17 protein-coding genes are annotated in these 18787 nt (G+C 67.0%); 10 read left to right on the plus strand and 7 right to left on the minus strand.

Annotation, left to right across the window (positions count from 1 at the left end):
* Positions 1-118 precede the first annotated feature (118 nt).
* The 4 genes from RIL96_RS09940 to RIL96_RS09955 all read left to right on the plus strand — a co-directional run bounded on the left by RIL96_RS09940 (position 119) and on the right by RIL96_RS09955 (position 4210).
* On the plus strand, positions 119-1150 hold the full coding sequence (locus RIL96_RS09940) for a siderophore ABC transporter substrate-binding protein (protein WP_310548863.1): 1032 nt from the start codon (positions 119-121) through the stop codon (positions 1148-1150).
* Between the two features lie 104 nt (positions 1151-1254).
* Positions 1255-2367, plus strand: coding sequence for an ABC transporter permease (locus RIL96_RS09945; protein WP_310548864.1), 1113 nt, complete (start codon positions 1255-1257; stop codon positions 2365-2367).
* Complete coding sequence (locus RIL96_RS09950) at positions 2364-3458, plus strand: iron chelate uptake ABC transporter family permease subunit (protein ID WP_310548865.1); 1095 nt, start codon at positions 2364-2366, stop codon at positions 3456-3458. Before RIL96_RS09945 ends, RIL96_RS09950 begins: the two co-directional genes overlap by 4 nt.
* Positions 3455-4210 (plus strand): iron ABC transporter ATP-binding protein, encoded by a 756-nt coding sequence (locus RIL96_RS09955; protein WP_310548866.1) that lies wholly within the window; start codon positions 3455-3457, stop codon positions 4208-4210. Before RIL96_RS09950 ends, RIL96_RS09955 begins: the two co-directional genes overlap by 4 nt.
* Positions 4211-4522: 312 nt before the next feature.
* Here RIL96_RS09955 and chrA read toward each other — a convergent pair whose 3' ends face one another.
* On the minus strand, positions 4523-5749 hold the full coding sequence (gene chrA, locus RIL96_RS09960) for a chromate efflux transporter (protein ID WP_310548867.1): 1227 nt from the start codon (positions 5747-5749) through the stop codon (positions 4523-4525).
* A 69-nt stretch (positions 5750-5818) separates the two neighbouring features.
* A complete protein-coding gene (locus tag RIL96_RS09965; protein WP_310548868.1) occupies positions 5819-7285 on the minus strand; it encodes an MFS transporter in 1467 nt (488 codons plus the stop codon).
* 239 nt (positions 7286-7524) lie between these two features.
* On the opposite strand from RIL96_RS09965, the gene RIL96_RS09970 reads away from it, so the two are divergent.
* Complete coding sequence (locus tag RIL96_RS09970; protein WP_310548869.1) at positions 7525-8187, plus strand: alpha/beta fold hydrolase; 663 nt, start codon at positions 7525-7527, stop codon at positions 8185-8187.
* A 90-nt stretch (positions 8188-8277) separates the two neighbouring features.
* Here RIL96_RS09970 and RIL96_RS09975 read toward each other — a convergent pair whose 3' ends face one another.
* Genes RIL96_RS09975 through RIL96_RS09990 form a run of 4 tightly spaced genes read right to left on the minus strand, consistent with a single transcriptional unit; the run spans position 8278 to position 12804 of the window.
* Positions 8278-10110 carry an acetyl/propionyl/methylcrotonyl-CoA carboxylase subunit alpha gene (locus RIL96_RS09975; RefSeq protein ID WP_310548870.1) on the minus strand — a complete coding sequence of 611 codons (1833 nt, stop codon included), beginning with the start codon at positions 10108-10110 and terminating at the stop codon, positions 8278-8280.
* Positions 10107-10820, minus strand: a complete 714-nt coding sequence (locus RIL96_RS09980) for a Maf family protein (RefSeq protein ID WP_310548871.1) — start codon at positions 10818-10820, stop codon at positions 10107-10109. The genes RIL96_RS09975 and RIL96_RS09980 overlap by 4 nt, the downstream gene beginning before the upstream one ends.
* Positions 10820-11158 (minus strand): acyl-CoA carboxylase epsilon subunit, encoded by a 339-nt coding sequence (locus tag RIL96_RS09985; protein ID WP_310548872.1) that lies wholly within the window; start codon positions 11156-11158, stop codon positions 10820-10822. The genes RIL96_RS09980 and RIL96_RS09985 overlap by 1 nt, the downstream gene beginning before the upstream one ends.
* 11 nt (positions 11159-11169) lie before the next feature.
* Entirely contained in the window at positions 11170-12804 is a 1635-nt protein-coding gene (locus RIL96_RS09990) for an acyl-CoA carboxylase subunit beta (RefSeq protein WP_310548873.1), read from the minus strand.
* A 179-nt stretch (positions 12805-12983) separates the two neighbouring features.
* Between RIL96_RS09990 and RIL96_RS09995 the strand changes: the two genes are divergently transcribed.
* Together RIL96_RS09995 and RIL96_RS10000 are read left to right on the plus strand one after the other, a co-directional pair.
* Positions 12984-13877 carry an SDR family oxidoreductase gene (locus RIL96_RS09995; RefSeq protein WP_310548874.1) on the plus strand — a complete coding sequence of 298 codons (894 nt, stop codon included), beginning with the start codon at positions 12984-12986 and terminating at the stop codon, positions 13875-13877.
* A gap of 30 nt (positions 13878-13907) precedes the next feature.
* Positions 13908-14957, plus strand: coding sequence for a biotin--[acetyl-CoA-carboxylase] ligase (locus RIL96_RS10000; protein WP_310548875.1), 1050 nt, complete (start codon positions 13908-13910; stop codon positions 14955-14957).
* 141 nt (positions 14958-15098) lie between these two features.
* Here RIL96_RS10000 and RIL96_RS10005 read toward each other — a convergent pair whose 3' ends face one another.
* Positions 15099-15290 carry a hypothetical protein gene (locus RIL96_RS10005; protein WP_310548876.1) on the minus strand — a complete coding sequence of 64 codons (192 nt, stop codon included), beginning with the start codon at positions 15288-15290 and terminating at the stop codon, positions 15099-15101.
* Positions 15291-15511: 221 nt separating this feature from the next.
* On the opposite strand from RIL96_RS10005, the gene RIL96_RS10010 reads away from it, so the two are divergent.
* The 3 genes from RIL96_RS10010 (at position 15512) to RIL96_RS10020 (ending at position 18777) form a co-directional block, all read left to right on the plus strand.
* Positions 15512-16117 (plus strand): hypothetical protein, encoded by a 606-nt coding sequence (locus RIL96_RS10010; protein ID WP_310548877.1) that lies wholly within the window; start codon positions 15512-15514, stop codon positions 16115-16117.
* Positions 16118-16628: 511 nt separating this feature from the next.
* Positions 16629-17687: an adenylate/guanylate cyclase domain-containing protein gene (locus RIL96_RS10015; RefSeq protein ID WP_310548892.1), complete on the plus strand. Its 1059-nt coding sequence runs from the start codon at positions 16629-16631 to the stop codon at positions 17685-17687.
* Positions 17688-17946: 259 nt separating this feature from the next.
* Positions 17947-18777: a PP2C family protein-serine/threonine phosphatase gene (locus RIL96_RS10020; RefSeq protein ID WP_310548878.1), complete on the plus strand. Its 831-nt coding sequence runs from the start codon at positions 17947-17949 to the stop codon at positions 18775-18777.
* The last annotated feature ends 10 nt before the right edge of the window (positions 18778-18787 follow it).

Below are 18787 nucleotides of genomic sequence, written 5' to 3' on the forward strand. Positions count from 1 at the left end.
AGCTTAGGCAACCCTTATGTCACTCGGAATCGCCGCAGAATGCATCAGCATGATGTGATGTATCACGCTGGTCGCGTCCTCGTCGGTCGATCCTCGCCCTGAACAGGAGTCCACGTAAATGCCCACTCTTGAGTTCTCCCGCCGCCGCGCGGCCCTGCTCTCCACAGCTACTGCCGCCGCCCTGCTGCTTACCGCCTGCGGCTCGGATAGTGACTCCGACGCCGAAGAGGACAACGGCAACGAGGAGGCCCAGACCGAGGTCACCGAGATCGAGGACGACCACGGCACCCAGGAGCTGCCCGAGGACCCGGACTCCATCGTCGCCACCGACAACCGCTCTTTCCGCACTCTCGAAGAGTTCGGCGTCGAGCTCACCGCCGCTCCGCAGGACATCATGGACCCGGAGACCCACAGCTACGCCGAGGACGAGGACATCCTCAACCTGGGCAATCACCGTGAGCCGGACTTCGAGCAGCTCGTCGCCGCCGAACCGGACCTGATCATCAACGGCCAGCGCTTCGCCCAGTACTACGAGGACCTCGAAGAGTACGCCCCCGACGCCACCATCGTGGAGTTCGAGCTGGACGAAGAGGGCGACGAGACCCTGGACGAGAACCTGATCCACAAGACCGAAGCCCTCGGGGAGATCTTCGGCGAGCAGGAGGCCGCCGAGGAACTGGTCACCGCGTTCCAGGACGAGATCGACCGGGCCACCGAGGCCTACGACGGCGAGTCCACGGTGATGGGACTGGTGACCTCCGGCGGAGACATCAACTACGCCGCTCCCTCTGTCGGCCGCGCGGTGGGCCCGCTCTTCGACATGGTGCCCTTCGAGCCGGCCCTCGAGGTCGACGACGCCTCCACCGACCACGAAGGCGACGACATCTCCGTCGAGGCCATCGCCGACTCCAACCCGGAGTGGCTGATCGTCATGGACCGTGACGCGCGGATGAGCGGTGACGAGGGTGAAGAGTACAGCCCCGCCCAGGAGCTCATCGAGGAGTCCGAGGCCCTGCAGGACGTCCCCGCCGTGCAGAATGATCAGGTCATCTACATGCCCGGCAACCTGTACCTGACCGAGGACATCCAGGCCTACACCGAGGCGCTCGCCAGCATCGCCGACGCCATGGAAGAGGCCCAGGACCAGTGAGTCCGAATCTGAGCTGAGGCCCCGAGCTGCGGCTCGGGGCCTCAGCTGCGCCCCTCGCACCGGCGCCCGACCGACCCCCTGACGCACCAGACCCGGAAGAACCCATGTCGAGCACTGAACACGCCGACCCGGCAGACAGCCCCGAAGCACACGGAGAAGCTGAGACTGCTGTCGTTCGCGCGCCCCGGAGCACGTTGGGCACCGGCGAGACCGGACTCAGCGGAGAAGCCTCCCCGGGCCGTGAACGCGGATCCCGCGGACGCCGGCTGTTCACCCCCGCCCTGCTCATCGGCCTCGCCGTCACCCTCGGACTGCTGACCCTGTCACTGATGGTCGGCCAGTACGACATCTTCGGTGAGGGCGGGTCACGGATGTTCGGCATCACCCGTATCCCACGGACCATCGGGCTGATCCTGGCCGGGGCCTCGATGGCGATGTGCGGGCTGATCATGCAGCTGCTCACCCAGAACCGGTTCGTCGAGCCGACCACCACCGGCACCACCGAATGGGCGGGACTGGGCCTGCTGCTGGTGATGATCCTGGTGCCCTCGCCCTCCCTGACCACCCGGATGCTCGGTGCCGTGATCATGGCCTTCATCGGCACGATGATCTTCTTCCTCTTCCTGCGCCGGGTCTCGCTGACCTCCTCGCTGATCGTGCCGATCATCGGCATCATGCTCGGTGCGGTGGTCTCTTCCGTCTCCACCTACATCGCGCTGATGACCGAGCAGCTGCAGAACCTGGGCATCTGGTTCCAGGGGTCCTTCACCTCGGTGATCCGGGGGCAGTACGAGATCCTGTGGGTGGTGCTCATCGTGGCGGTGCTGGTGTTCATCGTCGCCGATCAGTTCACCGTGGCCGGACTGGGTAAGGAGACAGCCACCAACGTCGGGCTCAATTACGCCGTCGTACTGTTCATGGGCACCGCGATGGTCGCCTTGGCCACCGGGGTCACCGCCGTGGTCGTGGGCACCCTGCCGTTCTTGGGGCTGGTCGTGCCGAACATCGTCTCGCTCTTCCGCGGTGATGACCTGCGTTCCAATCTCCCCTGGGTGTGCCTGGTGGGGATCTGCGTGGTCACCGTCTGTGACCTCATCGGCCGCACGATCCGCGCGCCCTTCGAGATCCCGGTCGGGCTGGTGCTGGGACTCGTCGGGTCCATCGTCTTCGTCGGGCTGCTGCTGCGCCAGCGCCGCAAGGGAGGGCTGGCCACATGAGCCTGCTGAGCCGTTCCCCCTCCCGTGAGGCTGCGCCGCAACAGGCCGAGACCGCAGGTCACGCACCGCAACCCCGGGGCAAGGCGCCCCGGCGGCATTCCGGCCCGCTGCCCGACCGCGGGCACGCGCTGCGCTACTGGATCATCATGGCGGTGCTGATGCTCTGCGCCGTGGGCTTCACCTTCGGCATCCTCGCCTGGGACAACCCCATGGAGGTGGGCAGCCGCGGATTCTGGCTCATCGCCCGGATGCGCGTGGAGACAGTCATCGTCGTCGCCGTGGTCGCCCTCTGCCAGGCGATGGCGACGGTGGCCTTCCAGACGGCGACGAACAACCGCATCATCACCCCCTCGATCATGGGGTTCGAATCGCTGTACGTGGCCGTGCAGACTGCGATGGTCTTCCTCTTCGGCATCACCGGGGTGAGCATGCTCATCGGTGTGCCGCAGTTCTTCCTGCAGGCCGGGGCGATGGTGGTCTTCGCCATGATCCTCTATACCTGGCTGCTCTCCGGGCGGTTCTCCAACATCCACATCATGCTGCTGGTCGGTGTGGTCATCGGCGGTGGGCTCGGTTCGCTCTCGACATTCATGCAGCGGATGCTCACCCCGTCCGAGTTCGATGTGCTCACCGCCCGGTTCTTCGGGAACATCGGCAACGCCCGCACCGAGTACCTGCCGTATGTGATCCCGATCGTGCTCATCGTCGGTACGGTGCTCTGGCTGCGGGCGAGCCGGCTCAACGTGGTCGCCCTGGGGAAGAACACCGCGAACAACCTGGGGCTGAACCATAAGCGGGAGCTGATGGTCATCCTGGGGCTGGTCTCGGTGCTGATGGCGATGACCACCTCGCTGGTGGGGCCGATGACGTTCCTCGGCTTCCTGGTGGCCACGCTGGCCTACACCTTGGCTGACACCTATTCGCATCGGATGCTGTTCCCGATGGCCGCGCTGATCGGCTACGTGGTGCTCACCGGCGCCTACTTCGTGATGCGCCATATCTTCTACGCCCAAGGCGCGGTGACGATCATCGTGGAGCTGGTGGGCGGTCTCGTGTTCCTGTTCTTCATTCTGCGGAAGGGTCGCCTGTGATCAGTCTGAGCGAGGTCACCAAGGGCTACGGCTCCGAGGTCCGGATCGGTCCCGTCGACGTCGAGATCCCCTCCGGGGGGATCACTGCGCTGGTCGGTCCCAACGGTGCTGGGAAGTCGACGATCCTGACGATGATCGGCCGGCTGCTGGACTTAGACACCGGGACGATCACCGTGGCCGGGCACGATGTGGTCAACACACCCTCGAAGGCGATCGCGAAGAACCTCTCGATCCTGCGGCAGGAGAACCATTTCGTCACCCGGCTGACAGTCCGCCAGCTGGTGGGTTTCGGACGGTTCCCGTACTCGCGGGGGCGGCTGAACGAAGAGGACGAGCGACATATCTCCGAGGCGATCGACTTTCTGAACCTGACCGATCTGGAACAGCGCTACCTGGATCAGCTCTCCGGTGGGCAGCGGCAGCGGGCCTATGTGGCGATGGTGCTGGCGCAGAACACTGACTACGTGCTGCTGGACGAGCCGCTGAACAACTTGGACATGCAGCATTCGGTGCAGATGATGCGCCAGTTGCGGCGAGCCGCCGATGAGCTCGGCCGCACTGTGGTGATCGTGCTGCATGACATCAACTTCGCCGCGCACTACTCGGATCGCATCCTGGCGATGAAGGACGGGGGAGTGGTCGAGCACGGCACGGCCGAGGAGATCATGCGCGATGAGGTGCTCTCTAGGATCTTCGACACCGATGTGGAGGTCATCGACGGTCCGCGCGGGCCGCTGGCGGTGTATTACTGAGCCGGTGAGCGGCCGCGCGGGGTGTTTACGAGGCCGATCCTGCGGGTGAGCGGGTCGATGCCGGAGCTTGCGCTATGAATGTGCGTCGGGCTGCGATATAGATCCAGTCCGACGCACATATATAGCCGACGGTTGAGCACCGTGGGTGAAGGGGCGCTACAGACGGAGCGTGGAGCGTAGCGGTGAGCCTCCCCGCGCAGTGAACGCGGTGACTCTGCCGTATGAGTTGTCGCCGTATGAGTTGTATAAGTCCCCGGGAGGCCAGGTTCACGCCCCGCTCCCCTGACTGAGGCTCTTCGGCAGTGTGCTCCTCTAGAACACCAGCCAGCCGATGCCTGCCGCACCCAGCACCACCGCCCATGCCGGTACCTTTCCGAACTGCAGGGCGGCGAATCCGGCCGCGGCGATGACTGCGGCGATCCACCCGGTCTCCAGCACACCGGCGGTGAACACCGGGGTGATCAGCGCGGCGGTGAGGATCCCGACGACGCCGGCGTTGAGTCCGTCCAGTGCGCGGCGGGCGCGCAGGTTGGTGCGCAGCTGCTCCCAGAAGGGCAACGCCCCCGCTGTGAGCAGCCCGGCCGGAAGGAAGATCGCCACAGTGGCGACGATCGCGCCGAGCAGGCCGGCGGAGTCTGCCGCAGCCCCGAGGAAAGTGGCGAGGGTGAACAGAGGCCCCGGCAGTGCCTGGGCTGCACCGTACCCGGCGAGGAACTCATCCTGGCTGAGCATCCCGGTTTGCACGGTTTCGGCCTCCAGCAGCGGAAGCACCACGTGCCCGCCGCCGAAGACCAGGGCACCTGCCCGGTAGAAGATATCGGCAAGGTCCAATGTCGGGCTCTGCAGGAACGCCGCGATCAGCGGCAGGGCGGCGAGCAGGGCGAGGAAGAGCCCCAGGAGCACTCCACCGGTGCGCCGAGAGATGCCGCCGTGGAGTGAGTCGAGTTCGTCCGGCTCGGGCTGCGCTGGGCGCAGCACCAGCAGCCCGAGGACCCCGGCGCCGATCAGCACGAGGATCTGCACCGCTGGGTTCGGCACCCACAGCACCACCGCCATGACTCCGGCGGCGATGAGCAGCCGAGGGACATCCGGGGTGAGACTGCGGCCCATGCCCAGCACCGCGTGGGCCACGACGGCGACGGCGGCGGCTTTGAGTCCGAGCACCCACCCGGCCTCGGCCAGGTCACCGGCGGCGGAGAGCCCATAGGCGAAGGCCCCCATCAGCACCGCAGAGGGCAGTGTGAAGGCCACCCATGCGGCAAACAGTCCGCCGACTCCGGCGCGTTGGAGCCCCAGTGCCATTCCCACCTGGCTGGAAGCCGGACCGGGCAGGAACTGGCATAGGGCGACCAGATCTCCGTAGGCCTTCTCCGTCAGCCATCGACGCCGGGTAACGAAGGCCTCCCTGAAGTACCCCAGATGTGCGACGGGGCCGCCGAAGGAGGTGAGCCCCAGGCGCAGGAAGATCAGGAAGACCTCGCCGACGCTGCCATGGCGCTCAGGTGTGCGGTCGGAGTTGGTGGGTGTGTGCTCAGACATCAACGGGACAGTCTGCCTGAGGAAGGTGAACGCCGTGCGAACCGCTCACGCGGCGCGGACACCCGCGTCTCAGTCTGTGCCTGCGGTGTAGAGGGACTTCGTCTTGGTCTCGGGGGAGAGGAGCAGCGAGATCATGGTCAGCACGCCCAGGATGGCCAGGTAGACGCCCACGGCGGCCACGTCGAAGGAGGTGACCAGCCAGGTGGCGACGAAGGGGGTTAGCGCCGCACCGAGGATGGAGGCGAGGTTATAGGCCACACCGGAGCCGGTGTAGCGGGTGTTGGTGGGGAACAGTTCGGGAAGCACCGCTGACATCGGGCCGAAGGTCAGCCCCATCAGGGTCATGCCCACGCAGAGGAACAGCAGCATCTGCCACACGTTGAGGTCTGCACCGGTGCCCATGGATTCCGGAGCCAGGAAGACGCCGAAGGAGAGCCCGAACAGGATGATCGCAGCGGTGACCACCATCAGCATCGGGCGGCGGCCGAAGCGGTCGGCCAGCCGTCCGGCCACCGGCACGAAGGCGGCGAAGAACAGGATGGAGAGGACCTGCAGGATCAGGAAGTTCTGGTAGTCGTAGCCCAGCCCACCGGCGCCGATGGCGTAGGAGAGGATCCAGGTGGTCATCAGGTAGAACAGGCCGTAGGTGGCCAGCATGGTGAAGGTGCCGAGGATGACTTCCCACCAGTTGCGGCGGAAGACTTCACCGATGGGCGCCTTGACCTGCTCGTTGTTCTGCATGGCCCGGGCGAAGACGGGGGTCTCCTCGATGCGCAGGCGGACGTAGAGCCCGACGCCGACCATGATGATGGAGAGCAGGAAGGGAAGCCGCCAGCCCCACACCAGGAAGGGCTCGTCGATCGAGGCCTCGGTGGAGTCGTAGGCGAAGAGCATGGTCAGAGTGAGGAAGAGCCCGTTGGCCAGCAGGAAGCCGAACGGGGCTCCCAGCTGGGGCCACATCGCCGCCTGGGCGCGCTTGCCCGGCTTGGCGGTCTCGGTGGCAAGCAGGGCGGCACCGGACCATTCGCCGCCCAGGCCCACACCCTGGAAGAAGCGGAAGATGGTCAGCATGGCCGGCGCCCAGAGGCCGATCTGGTGGACGGTGGGCAGCAGGCCGATGAGGAAGGTGGCGATCCCCATCGTCAGCAGCGCGCCGACCAGGGTGGCTTTGCGGCCGATGATGTCACCCAGGTGGCCAAAGATCACCGCGCCGAGGGGGCGTGCGATGAAGGCTGCGCCGAAGGTGGCGAAGGAGGCCAGCTGGGCCTCAGTGGAGTCTGCGCCGCCGTAGAAGAACAGGATCGGAAAGACCGAGACGGCGGCGGTGGCGTAGATGTAGAAGTCGTAGAACTCGATCGTGGTGCCGATGAGCGAGGCGAGGATGATTCGCCGACGTGGGACATTCAGGTGCGGGTCCGCGACGGCGTCGTTGGCGTTGGTCTGAGCATCGGGCGTCGCCGTGGCGTTGGCGACGAGCTCAGATTCACGCGCGCTCAGCTGGTCAGCGGGACCAGCTTCGGATGTCGGGTCAGCCATGGGGCGCTCCTCACTCTCACAGATGGCCCCACCGCGAGGACTTCTGCGGTGAGGCCAGGACCACGTGATTCTACGCCTGGTGATCTCCGATGAGCAGGGGTGCTCGGAGTTGTCTCATTTTGTGGACGGTGATTCCTGCTATGCCTCTCTGTACTGGGCCGCTGATGCGGTATCGAGTGATGCGGTATCGAGCGGCCCAGTCGATCGTCACGCTCGTCGTCACTCGAGGCAGGAGGATAATGAGCCTCATGCGCGAGGAACAGGTGGTGGTCTTCATCCACGGGCTTGGAGATACTCCAGATGCCTGGGACTCTCAGATCGATGCGCTTCCGGCCGGTTTTCGAGCAGTGGTGATCGACGTCCCCGCGCTAGCGGCGGTCCGCTCGAGAACCGGGCAGTTCACCCTCGCTGAGGCGTCGGCAGATCTCCTCGGAGAGCTTGACCGCCTCGGTGTCGAGAAGGCTCACTTCTGCGGACTCTCCTTGGGCGCGATGATTGCCTTCCGGATTGCGGTGGATCGTCCTGAACGTGTACATTCGCTCACCCTCGCGGCCGGGCAGGTGAAGCCACCACGGCTGCTGATGACACTCCAGAGAGCCATCATGCGTATGCTGCCGGCGAGAGTCGTGGCCCCTCAGGGTGTGAGCAAGGCCTATATGCTCGCCGTCGTCGATGCCGTTGCCGCGGTGGATCTCACAGGTGAGCTTGCGTCAGTTGCCGCACCGACACTCGTCCTCTGCGGCTCTCGGGATCGTGCGAACCTGCCCGCGGCGCGGCGCTTGGCGAGCGGGATCCCCGAGGCAGAGCTGCACATCATCGACGGTGCTGGCCACCAGTCGAATGTCCAGGCGCCTGAACGCTTCTCGGCCATCTTCTACGAGTTCCTCAGACGGCGGGCCTGAGCCGACGGTGCACTTCGGCTGACGGCAGCGGGCCTCAGCTACGGATCCTCGTGGACACGCAGCGCCGACCAGAGATTATCGGTCCCCGGCTCACTCGATCGTGGCCAGCACCTCACCGGCGGTGACCGTCGTGCCCGGCTCCGCTTTGAGTCCCTTGACCTTGCCCGCCTTATGCGCTGTGAGCGGCTGCTCCATCTTCATCGCTTCCAGCACCAGGATGAGGTCGCCCTCGGCTACCTTGTCCCCGTTCTTCGCGTGCGCCTTCACGATCGTTCCGGTCATGGGGGAGGCCAGCTGGTCCCCAGTGACGGCGGAGGCGGTGGCAGTGCGCTTACGGCGGCGCTTCGAGCGCTGCTGACTGGTGGCCAGCTTGCCCGCAGCCAAGGAGGCCGGCAGCGAGACGGTCACCCGCTTGCCGTTGACCTCCATGACCACGTCCTCGCGCTGCTCGGGCTGCTCCGGCACTGCGTGGGCGGTCAGCGCGTTGTACGGGGAGATCGTGTTGTGGAACTCCGTCTCGATCCACCGAGTATGCACTGAGAACTGCTGAGGCTCGCGTCGGTGCCGCCCAGCCCCCGCCGGGCGGCGTTTGCCGTCCTGGCTGACATGGTCCTCTGCCAGCTCCGGTGCGAAGGCCGGATCCTCGATCACCGTGCGGTGGAACGGGATGACAGTGGGCAGCCCGTCGATGTGCATCTCTGCCAGCGCCCGGCGGGCCCGGCGCAGCGCCTGCTCCCGGTCAGAACCGGTGACGATGAGCTTGGCGATCATCGAATCGAAGGAGCCGGAGATCGTCTCACCCGAGACCACGCCGGAATCCACGCGCACACCGGGGCCGGTGGGCAGGTCGAAGCGCTCCAGGGTCCCCGGCGACGGCAGGAAGTTCCGGCCGGCGTCCTCGCCGTTGATGCGGAACTCGATGCTGTGCCCGCGCACCTCTGGGTCCTCATAGCCCAGACGCTCCCCGCGGGCGATGCGGAACTGCTCCCGGACCAGATCGATCCCGGTGACCTCCTCACTGACCGGGTGCTCCACCTGCAGACGAGTGTTGACCTCCAGGAAGCTGATCGTCCCGTCCGCACCGATCAGGAACTCGCACGTCCCGGCTCCGGTGTAGCCGGCCTCGCGCATCAGCGCCTTCGACGCCCGGTAGAGCTGGCGCTGCTGATGTCGGCTCAGGAACGGAGCCGGAGCCTCCTCGATCAGCTTCTGATTGCGGCGCTGCAGAGAGCAGTCACGTGTGGAGACCACCACCACGCCACCATGGGCATCGGCCAGGCACTGGGTCTCCACGTGGCGGGGGGCGTCGAGGAACTTCTCGATGAAGCACTCCCCGCGGCCGAACGCCGCCGTCGCCTCACGCACCGCAGACTCATAGAGCTCGACGATCTCCTCGGCGTCGCGGACCACCTTGATCCCGCGTCCGCCACCGCCGAAGGCGGCCTTGATCGCGATGGGCAGGCCCTGCTTCTCCGCGAAGCGGACCACCTCTTTGGCCGACTTCACCGGCTCTTTCGTACCCGGCGCCAGAGGGGCGCCGACCTTCTCGGCCAGCCGCCGCGCCGAGACCTTGTCACCGAGCCGTTCGATCGCCTCCGCCGACGGGCCGATCCAGGTCAGACCCGCCTCGACCACCGCCCGAGCGAAGTCCGCGTTCTCCGAGAGGAACCCGTAGCCGGGGTGGATCGCGTCAGCACCGGTGGCCCGTGCGGCCTCCAGGATCTTCTCCTGCAGCAGGTAGCTGTCGGCGGCGGTGCTGCCGCCCAGTGAGTACGCCTCATCGGCCATCCGCACATGCATCGCGTCTCGGTCTGAATCGGCGTAGACGGCGACGGCGGAGAGCCCCTCATCGTGGGCCGCCCGGATCACCCGCACGGCGATCTCACCGCGGTTGGCGATCAGCACCTTGCTGAAGTCGTTCATCGTTCTCTCGGCTCCTGCTCTCGGTTCTCGGTGGGCGTGCTCGATGGTGCATCGTCGGTGTGGCTGGGGCGCCAATAGTCGGTGATGTCCTCGCCGATCTCGGCGAGCAGTTCAGTCAGGGCATGCGGAGAGACGCCGATCACCGAGAGGTGATCACCGTCCACACTCCGGACGAAGGCGGCCCCCCGGCCGTCGATGGTGAATGCCCCGGCGCAGTGCAGCGGTTCCCCCGATTCGGCGTAGGCGCGGATCTGAGCTTCTGTCGGCTCAGCGAAGGAGACTCGGGTCGAGACCGTGCGGCCCACGGCCTGCCCCTGGGGGCCGATCAGCCAGTGCCCGGAGTGCAGCACCCCGGTGCGGCCGCGCAGCATCTGCCACCGTGCGACGGCGACGTCGACTTCATAGGGCTTGCCGTGGGCCTCACCGTCGAGTTCGAACACTGAATCGCAGCCCAGCACCGGTGCCTGCGGCTGCCGCGGCGCTGCGGCCACGTCCTCGGCCTTGGCACGGGCCAGCAGCAGCGCCACCTCGGACGGGGCCAGCCCCTCGGCTCCGCCGAGTGCCCGTGCTGCGGCGAGCACCTCCTCTTCATCGACTGAGGAGACCTCAGTGGAGAAGGCCACACCGGCGGCCTCCAGCACACGAGCCCGGCCGGGGGAGGCGGAGGCCAGCACCAGTGAGGCGGGGATGGCGTCGGTGGGGGATGTCATCACCGCACCCCCGCAGCGAACTGCCAGGCATCGGCGCCGTGACGCTCATGCAGGCCCAGTCGGCGACGTCGATAGCGCGCCCGGTTCGTGGGCCCCGCCGTGCCCTGACCCCGGTCCTTGACCGCCTCGCTTCCAGCCAGACGCCCGATGACGGCCAGCAGTGCCGCGAGCTCGTCATCGCTGAGTTCAGTGCCCCGCAGCGGAAGGGTCGTCGAGGTCTCGTCGTCGAGGACCTGATCCTCCTGCGGATCGAGATCCTGGGCAGTGTCGGCGGACGCCGCCTGTTCAGTCTGCTCGGCGTGGTCAGCCGGCTCGGCGCGGTCAGTCTGCTCAGTCATCGATGCCTCGCTCACAGCGGGATGTTGCCGTGCTTCTTCGCCGGCAGCGTCTCGCGCTTGTGGTAGGTGGCCCGCAGCGCCTTGGAGACCTGCCACCGGGTCTCGGCAGGCTCGATCACCGCGTCGATATAACCCAGCTCGGCGGCCTGGTACGGGTTCAGCAGCTCCGCCTCGTAGTCGTCGATCAGCTCCTGACGCTTGGCCTCGACGTTCCCGCCGGATTTCTCCACGGCGGCGAGATCACGGCGGTAGAGGATGTTGACCGCCCCCTGGGCGCCCATCACCCCGATCTGGGCCGTCGGCCAGGCCAAGTTGATGTCAGCGCCGAGCTTCTTCGAACCCATGACGATATAGGCGCCGCCGAAGGCCTTGCGGGTGATCACCGTGATCTTGGGGACGGTCGCCTCGGCGTAGGCGTAGAGCAGCTTGGCTCCGCGGCGGATGATCCCGTTGAACTCCTGGTCAGTGCCGGGCAGGAATCCGGGGACGTCAACGAGCGTGACGATGGGGATGTTGAACGCATCGCAGAACCGGACGAACCGGGCGGCCTTCTCGCTGGCGGCGATGTCCAGGGTGCCGGCCAGCTGGGAGGGCTGATTCGCCACCAGCCCGACGCTGCGGCCCTCGATCCTCCCAAGCCCGATGACCACGTTCGGCGCGTAGAGGGCCTGCAGCTCGAGGAAGTACCCCTCGTCGAGGAGCTGCTCGATCACAGTACGCATGTCATAGGGCTGGTTGGCTGAGTCCGGGATCAGGGCATTGAGCGCCTCGTCCTCGATCTCGATCTTCGCCCGGTCCTCGAAGGGCTCCTGCGGGGCCTCGGCCAAGTTGTTCAGCGGCAGGAACTCCAGCAGATCCTTCACGAACTCCAGCGCATCGGTCTCATCCTTGGCCAGGTAGGCTGCCGTGCCGGTGTGCTGGTTATGGACCTTCGCCCCGCCGAGGGTCTCCATATCGACGTTCTCGCCGGTCACCGACTTGATGACGTCGGGCCCGGTGATGAACATATGCGAGGCCTCATCGACCATGATGACGAAGTCGTTCAGCGCAGGGGAGTAGGCCGCTCCGCCCGCCGCCGGGCCCATGATCAGCGTGATCTGAGGGATGACCCCGGAGGAGTGGACGTTGTTGCGGAAGATGTCGGCGAACATCGCCAGTGAGGCCACACCCTCTTGGATGCGGGCGCCGCCGCCGTCGTTGATCGCGATGACCGGGCAGCCGTTGCGGGCGGCGAACTCCTGGACCTTGACGATCTTCTCTCCGTTGACATTGGAGAGGGAGCCGCCGAAGACGGTGAAGTCCTGCGAGTAGACCGCGACCATCCGGCCGTCGATGGTCCCGTAGCCGGAGACCAGGCCATCGCCGAGCAGCTTCCGGCGTTCCATGCCGAAGGCGGTGGACCGGTGGACGGCCAGCGCGTCGAACTCGACGAAGGAGTCTGGATCCAGCAGCAGCTCGATGCGTTCGCGGGCGGTGTGCTTGCCCCGGGCATGCTGCTTCTCCACGGCGGCCTGCCCGGCCGGTGCGGCGGTCTGGTCCCGCCGGTGGCGGAACTCGGCGAGCTTGCCGGCGGTGGTGGCGAGGTCGAAAGCGTCGCGGGATGAGCTGCGCGAGGCCTCGGCGTCGTGCTTCGGCGAGTTCGTCATGGTTCTGCGGGCGAGCCTTTCCTCACAGATGATCGGTGGAGTTCCTACAAATCAGCGCTCAGTCTATCCGGGTCACAGGGTCATTCGGCTGTAGGAAACCTACAACAGTGCCGCCATCATTCTCGCGCAGATCCCGGCCCGGGGCGGACAGCTCGGTTACCGAGAAGTAGACTGCCGCTATGACCCAGAACACGTCTGCTCAGAAGCTCTCCGGTCCGCAGTCTCTGGCGGGCCGCACCGTGCTGATCTCCGGCGGAAGCCGCGGGATCGGTCATGCCATCGCCGTCGCCCTGGCCGCCCAGGGCGCACAGATCGCGCTGCTGGCCAAGACGGATCAGCCGCACCCGAACCTGCAGGGCACAGTCCACACCGCTGTCGCCGACGTTGAGGCTGCCGGCGGCCGGGGGCTGGCCGTCGTCGGTGATGTACGCCGGGATGAGGACGTCCAGCGGGCCGTGGGCGAGACCGTCGAGGCCTTCGGCGGGATCGACATGCTCATCAACAACGCCTCCGCCATCGACCTGACCCCCACGGCCGAGCTGCCGATGAAGCGCTATGACCTCATGCACGACATCAACGTCCGCGGCACCTTCCACCTCTCTCAGGCGGTGGTGCCGCATCTTCGCGCCTCGGGCAGCGCGGCACAGGCCGACGGCGGACTCGGCAGCTGGACTCCGAAGATCCTCACGCTGGCTCCGCCGCTGAACCTGGACCCGCAGTGGTTCGGCAAGCACCTGGGCTACACCATGGCCAAATATGGCATGTCGATGACCACTCTGGGCTTCTCCGAGGTCCTCGCCGACGTCGACGCCGAGGTCAATTCGCTCTGGCCGGCCACTCTGATCGACACCGCCGCGATCCGCGCCATGCCCGACGGCGATGCCCTGGCCCAGACGGCCCGGACCCCGCAGATCATGGCTGACGCCGTCCTGGCGCTGACCACCGGGGCCGCCGGTACCCACCGCGGGCAGTTCCTCACCGATGAGCAGGTGCTCGAAGCCGCCGGCGTGCAGGACCTCAGCGGATACGCTGTGGACCCGACCATGACGCTCACCCCGGACATCTTCCTGTGAGCTGATCCGCATTCTGCGCTGAGGTGCCCGATGAATGACCCGCACGCTGACTCGCACGCTGGCCCGTCCGTTTCCTCGTCGTCGGCGTCCTCTGGTTCCCCGGGCGGACTGCCGGGCCTTGATGTGCCTCGGCTCGCTGAGGAGCTGGTGGAGCATGGCCCCTACAGCCGTGTGGAGCGGGTCGAGAGCATCGATTCCACCAACCTCTTCCTGCAGCGTGCGGGGCAGGACCCGGGCGAATTCGCCCGGCAGTGGCAGCATCTCTCCGTGCTCACCGCTGAGGAGCAGACCGGCGGGCGAGGTCGGGTGGGCCGTGCATGGTCGTCTCCGGCGCGGACCACGCTGTCCATCTCAGTGGTGCTGCGCCCTGACTGGGACCCGGAATACCTGCGCTGGGCCTCGCTGCTGGCTGCGCTGAGCCTGGCCGAGGTCCTCGACGAGCAGTTCGGCATCCCCGCCCGGGTGAAATGGCCCAATGACGTCCACGTCGAGGACCGCAAGATCAGCGGGATCCTGGCTCTGATCACCCCCGGTGGCCCGGACTCCTCCGGTGCGCCGCGTGGGTTCGCGGTGATCCTGGGCATCGGGGTCAACGTGCTGCTCGAGGGGCATCAGCTGCCCACTGAGACCTCGACCTCGGTCATCCTGGAGCAGCGGGGCCGGGGCGTGACCGCGGGCAGGGGTGCAGGTGGAGGTGCAGAACAAGGGCAGGGTGGAGATCTGCGTACTCAGGTGCTCATCGCCCTGCTGCGGAGGCTGGGTGAGCATCTGCACAGTGTCGGGGAGCTGGCCGATCAGCACCTCACGGTCCCGCTGCCGCGCACCGCACTGGGGCAACGGCTGCTGGCGATGATGGACACGATTGGCCGCCGGGTCAGAGTCGAGCTGCCGGGCGGTGCGGCCCGCCGCGGCACGGCGACCGGTCTGGAGGATGACGGCGCGCTGATCGTCGAGGTCTGCGAGCAGCGTGCATCCCAGGATGTCCCGTGGACTCAGGTGCCTCCGCAGCGCGAGTCCTTCTCCGCCGTCGACGTCGTCCACCTGCGCCCGGAGGCCTCACGCGGATCCACTCCCTCGTAGTCCCTCAGCGCCGGCCCTGACGACGCCGTCCCCGGAGCCGAGACCTTCCGGGCGGACGCTCCGCCTCCTGGGCTTGAGGGCCTCGGGGCAGCCCGGCCGCTCTCCGCTGTCACTGCGAACTCCATCAGGACCAGCGTTGTCTCAGGACCAGCCCTGTGTGGCATGGTGTCGAATCCGCCGGAGAGCCTGGCGGCCGCTGGCCGACATGACAGTCGCACCGATCGCTGCCAGTGCGGCGCTGATATACAGGGCGAAGACGATATTGGTTGTCCCGCTCACCGCCCAGAGGGCTACCAAGAGGGAGAAGATCAGCACAAAGAGAGCTGCACGCATGATCCTCACCCGATTCATAGAATCCGTCAGTACACCTGTGAACCACACCACTACAGATGTGGTGAGAGGTCAACCACTGTCAGGCAGATGGCAGCAGAGTTCCCCGGACCCCTCACCTCGTCAGGTACTGCCGGGTAGAATGAGACCTGGTCCACAGCAGTGCGCTGAATCTTTGCGCTGACCCGGCGGCGTATACCGGGATCACCGGGGAAGGGGTGTCAGTGGGAAAGCTGAAGCTCGTCGACGGCGAACAGGTCGTCGTGCGTACCCGCGCGCACCGGCGCACACTGATTCCCGCGCTGGTCAACCTGCTCATCGCCGCCGCCGTCGTCAGCTTCCTGCTGGGTTATCTCTCCCGCGGCTCTCAGCCGGAATTCGTCCGGCAGTTCAGTGGGCTCGGCCTCTTCGTCGTCTGGGCCCTCGGTGGGCTGACCGTCTTCTTCGGCACAGTGCGGCCCGTGCTGCGCTGGCTCAACCGCCTGACCTTCCTGACCAACCTGCGGGTCGTCCAGAAGAACCTCATCGGCCCGCCGGAGCCGATGGTCGCCCCGCTCGGACTGATCTCCGAGGTTCAGCTGCGCTCGAAACGGATGCAGTCAGTCTCCGGCGCCGGTGACCTCATCGTGCTCTCCGGTGCCTACGGCCAGCAGCAGCGCACAGTGCTCCATGACATGCCCGATGCCGCTCATTTCCATACGGTGGTGGCCGAGGAGCTGGGGGAGTACCGGCATCGTGCTGCCGCCCAGCAGGCCGCCCGAGCTCCCGTGGGCTACTCCGGCCCGCACCCGCAGCACTACGCCCATGACTCCGGGGTGAGGCATGGCTGAGTCCTCTCGTGTCTCCGACGGCTCCGGGCCTCCCGGGGCCCGCGGAGACACCGGACGTCTGGCCTGGGAGCAGGCACGACGCCGGGGCTTCGGCTCCGACGAGCACATCAGCGGCATCGTGCCGGCCACACCGGATGTGCTCTCCGATGACGAGGCGCTCTCCGAGGGCACAGGCCCGCTGCGGCGTGCCGAGGGCGGTGCTGAGTACAGCCGGGAGGAACTCGACGCCGCCCGCCGGGATTGGAGTGACTTCCCCTCACCGACCACCTCGCAGACCGCGCCACCGGTTCCCCGTCGAGCAGTCGCCGCCCCTGCGGCCGGCACCCCGATCGACCCGGACCGGCCCAGTGCCCAGCGTGCCGAAGCGCCGGAGCCGATGATGCGCACAGGGTCCGGTGCGCCTGACCAGGAACACGTCGAGGAACAGCACGCCGAACAGCACGATGAGCCGTACGACGAGCAGTACGATGATGAGCGCACTCCGCTGACTGCGGCGATCCCCATCCCGCGCATGGAGCAGATCGAACAGCACGAGTGGCACCGGCGCATCCGCGAACTCGAACACCGCCTGCTCGGCGCCGAACGGTCGCTGACCTACCGGGAGATGGCCCGGGAACTCGGCGTCTCCACCGTCTCAGCACGCAAACTCTGGCGCGCGCTGGGCTTCCCGAACCTCGAAGACGACGTCAAGGCCTTCACCTACGCCGACGTCGAAGCGCTCGCCGCCATGATCGAGCTGGTGCGCGCCGGGCACCTCAACGAACAGACCGCCATCTCGCTGACCCGCTCCGTCGGACAGATGACCGACCGCATGGTGGTCTGGCAGATCGAAGCGCTGGTGGAGGATCGCATCACCCAGGAACGGCTCTCCGACGCCACTGCCCGCAGCCAGGTCATCGAGACGCTGCCCAGCCTGATCGACCCGCTCCAGCAGCTGATGGGCTATGCCTGGCGCCGTCAGCTCTCCGCAGCCCTGCAGCGGCTGACCGTGCGGGTAGAGTCCGGGCTGGCTGCCAGCGAGGCCGGGCGTGACGGTTCCGAGGATGATGCTCCGCTGCCGCTGGCCCGCGCTGTGGGCTTCGTGGACCTGGTCTCCTATACCTCACTGTCCCGGACGATGAACGAACGCACCCTGGCCGAGACGGTGCAGCGCTTCGAGTCGATCTGCGCGGAGATCATCTCCATCGGCGGTGGCCGTCTGGTCAAGACGGTCGGTGATGAGGTCCTGTTCAACGCCGAGACTCCGGAGGCCGGTGCGGACATCGCCTTGGCCCTGGCCGAGACCATCGCCGCCGATGAGATCCTGCCGCAGGCCCGGGCCGCGGTGGTCTGGGGCCGCGTGCTCTCTCGGATGGGGGACATCTACGGACCGACGGTGAATCTGGCCTCCCGGCTCACCGCGCTGGCCGACCCGGGCTCGGTGCTGGTGGACACGGTCACCGCCGAATCCCTTGACGGCGATGACTACCTGCTGGTGCCCCAGCCTCCGCGGATCGTCCGCGGCTTCGGTGAGGTTCAACCGCATATGCTGCTGCGTTCAGGCGCCGACGGCATCTCCCTGGAATCATGAGTGCGGGCGTGATGAGCTCAGGTGTCATGACTCCGGGGCAGCAGGGCCATGGTGATCCCCGCATCCCCGTGCGAAGATTGATCCAGCACCGGCAGCGGGCCAAGTGCTCGCACGTCCACGTGTGGCTGCGTGTCGCCGCACCCCGCGCGCCAGTGCCTCGTCGATGCCCGCCGTCGAAATCCGCCGTCGATGCCCGCGTTCGTCTCACGGTTCGTCCAGCCGTTCGTCTGAGAGTGTGTGAGGAGAGGGAGCCGCAGCGATGAGCAGTGAACAGATCGAGCAGACGCAGGGGCTGTACCTGGACTACGGGTACGGCTCCCACGTCGGGCTGCGCCGTGAGCTCAATGAGGATTCCTCGGTGGTGACCGATTCGCTCTTCGCCGTCGCCGACGGCATGGGCGGGCACGAGGCGGGAGAAGTTGCCTCCGCGCTGGCCGTGCAGGTCCTGGCAGAGCAGTGGCAGCGATCCGAGCGTGGGCTCACCGCTCAGGACATCGAACGCACCGTCCGCGAGGCCGATGAACGGATCCGGCGCGAGACGGCCGGTCGCGCCGGGACGACGCTCACCGGTGCCGTGATCTGCGGGGCCGAAGGTTCCGGCGGGGCAGAGGGCACAGAGGACGCGGAGTGTGCCGGGCACACAGACGACGCGGAGCGTGCCGGGCAGGCCGAGGGCTCGGACCTGCAGTGGTTGATCTTCAACATCGGTGATTCCCGCACCTACATCTTCCAGGACGGCGCCCTGCACCAGATCACCGTGGACCATTCCCAGGTCCAGGAGCTCTACGAATCCGGGATGATCACCGCTGAGGAGCGCCAGTACCACCCCCAGCGCAATGTGGTGACCCGCGCCGTCGGCGCCGGGGAGACGGCCGGGCCTGAGGTCTTCACCGCCCCGGTGGAGGCCGGGCAGCGTCTGCTGATCTGCTCCGACGGGCTCTGCGGTGAGCTGGAGGCTGACGCGCTCGCCGATATCCTCGGTGCGGGCAGGTCGCCGCAGGACACGGTGGACTGGCTCATCCACGCGGCGCTGCGTGCTGGGGGCCGGGACAACGTGACAGTCGTCGTCGTCGACGTCCGTCGCGGCTGAACTCCGGCAC

This window comes from Nesterenkonia aerolata, from assembly GCF_031470965.1.
GTDB classification, from domain to species: Bacteria; Actinomycetota; Actinomycetes; order Actinomycetales; family Micrococcaceae; genus Nesterenkonia; species Nesterenkonia aerolata.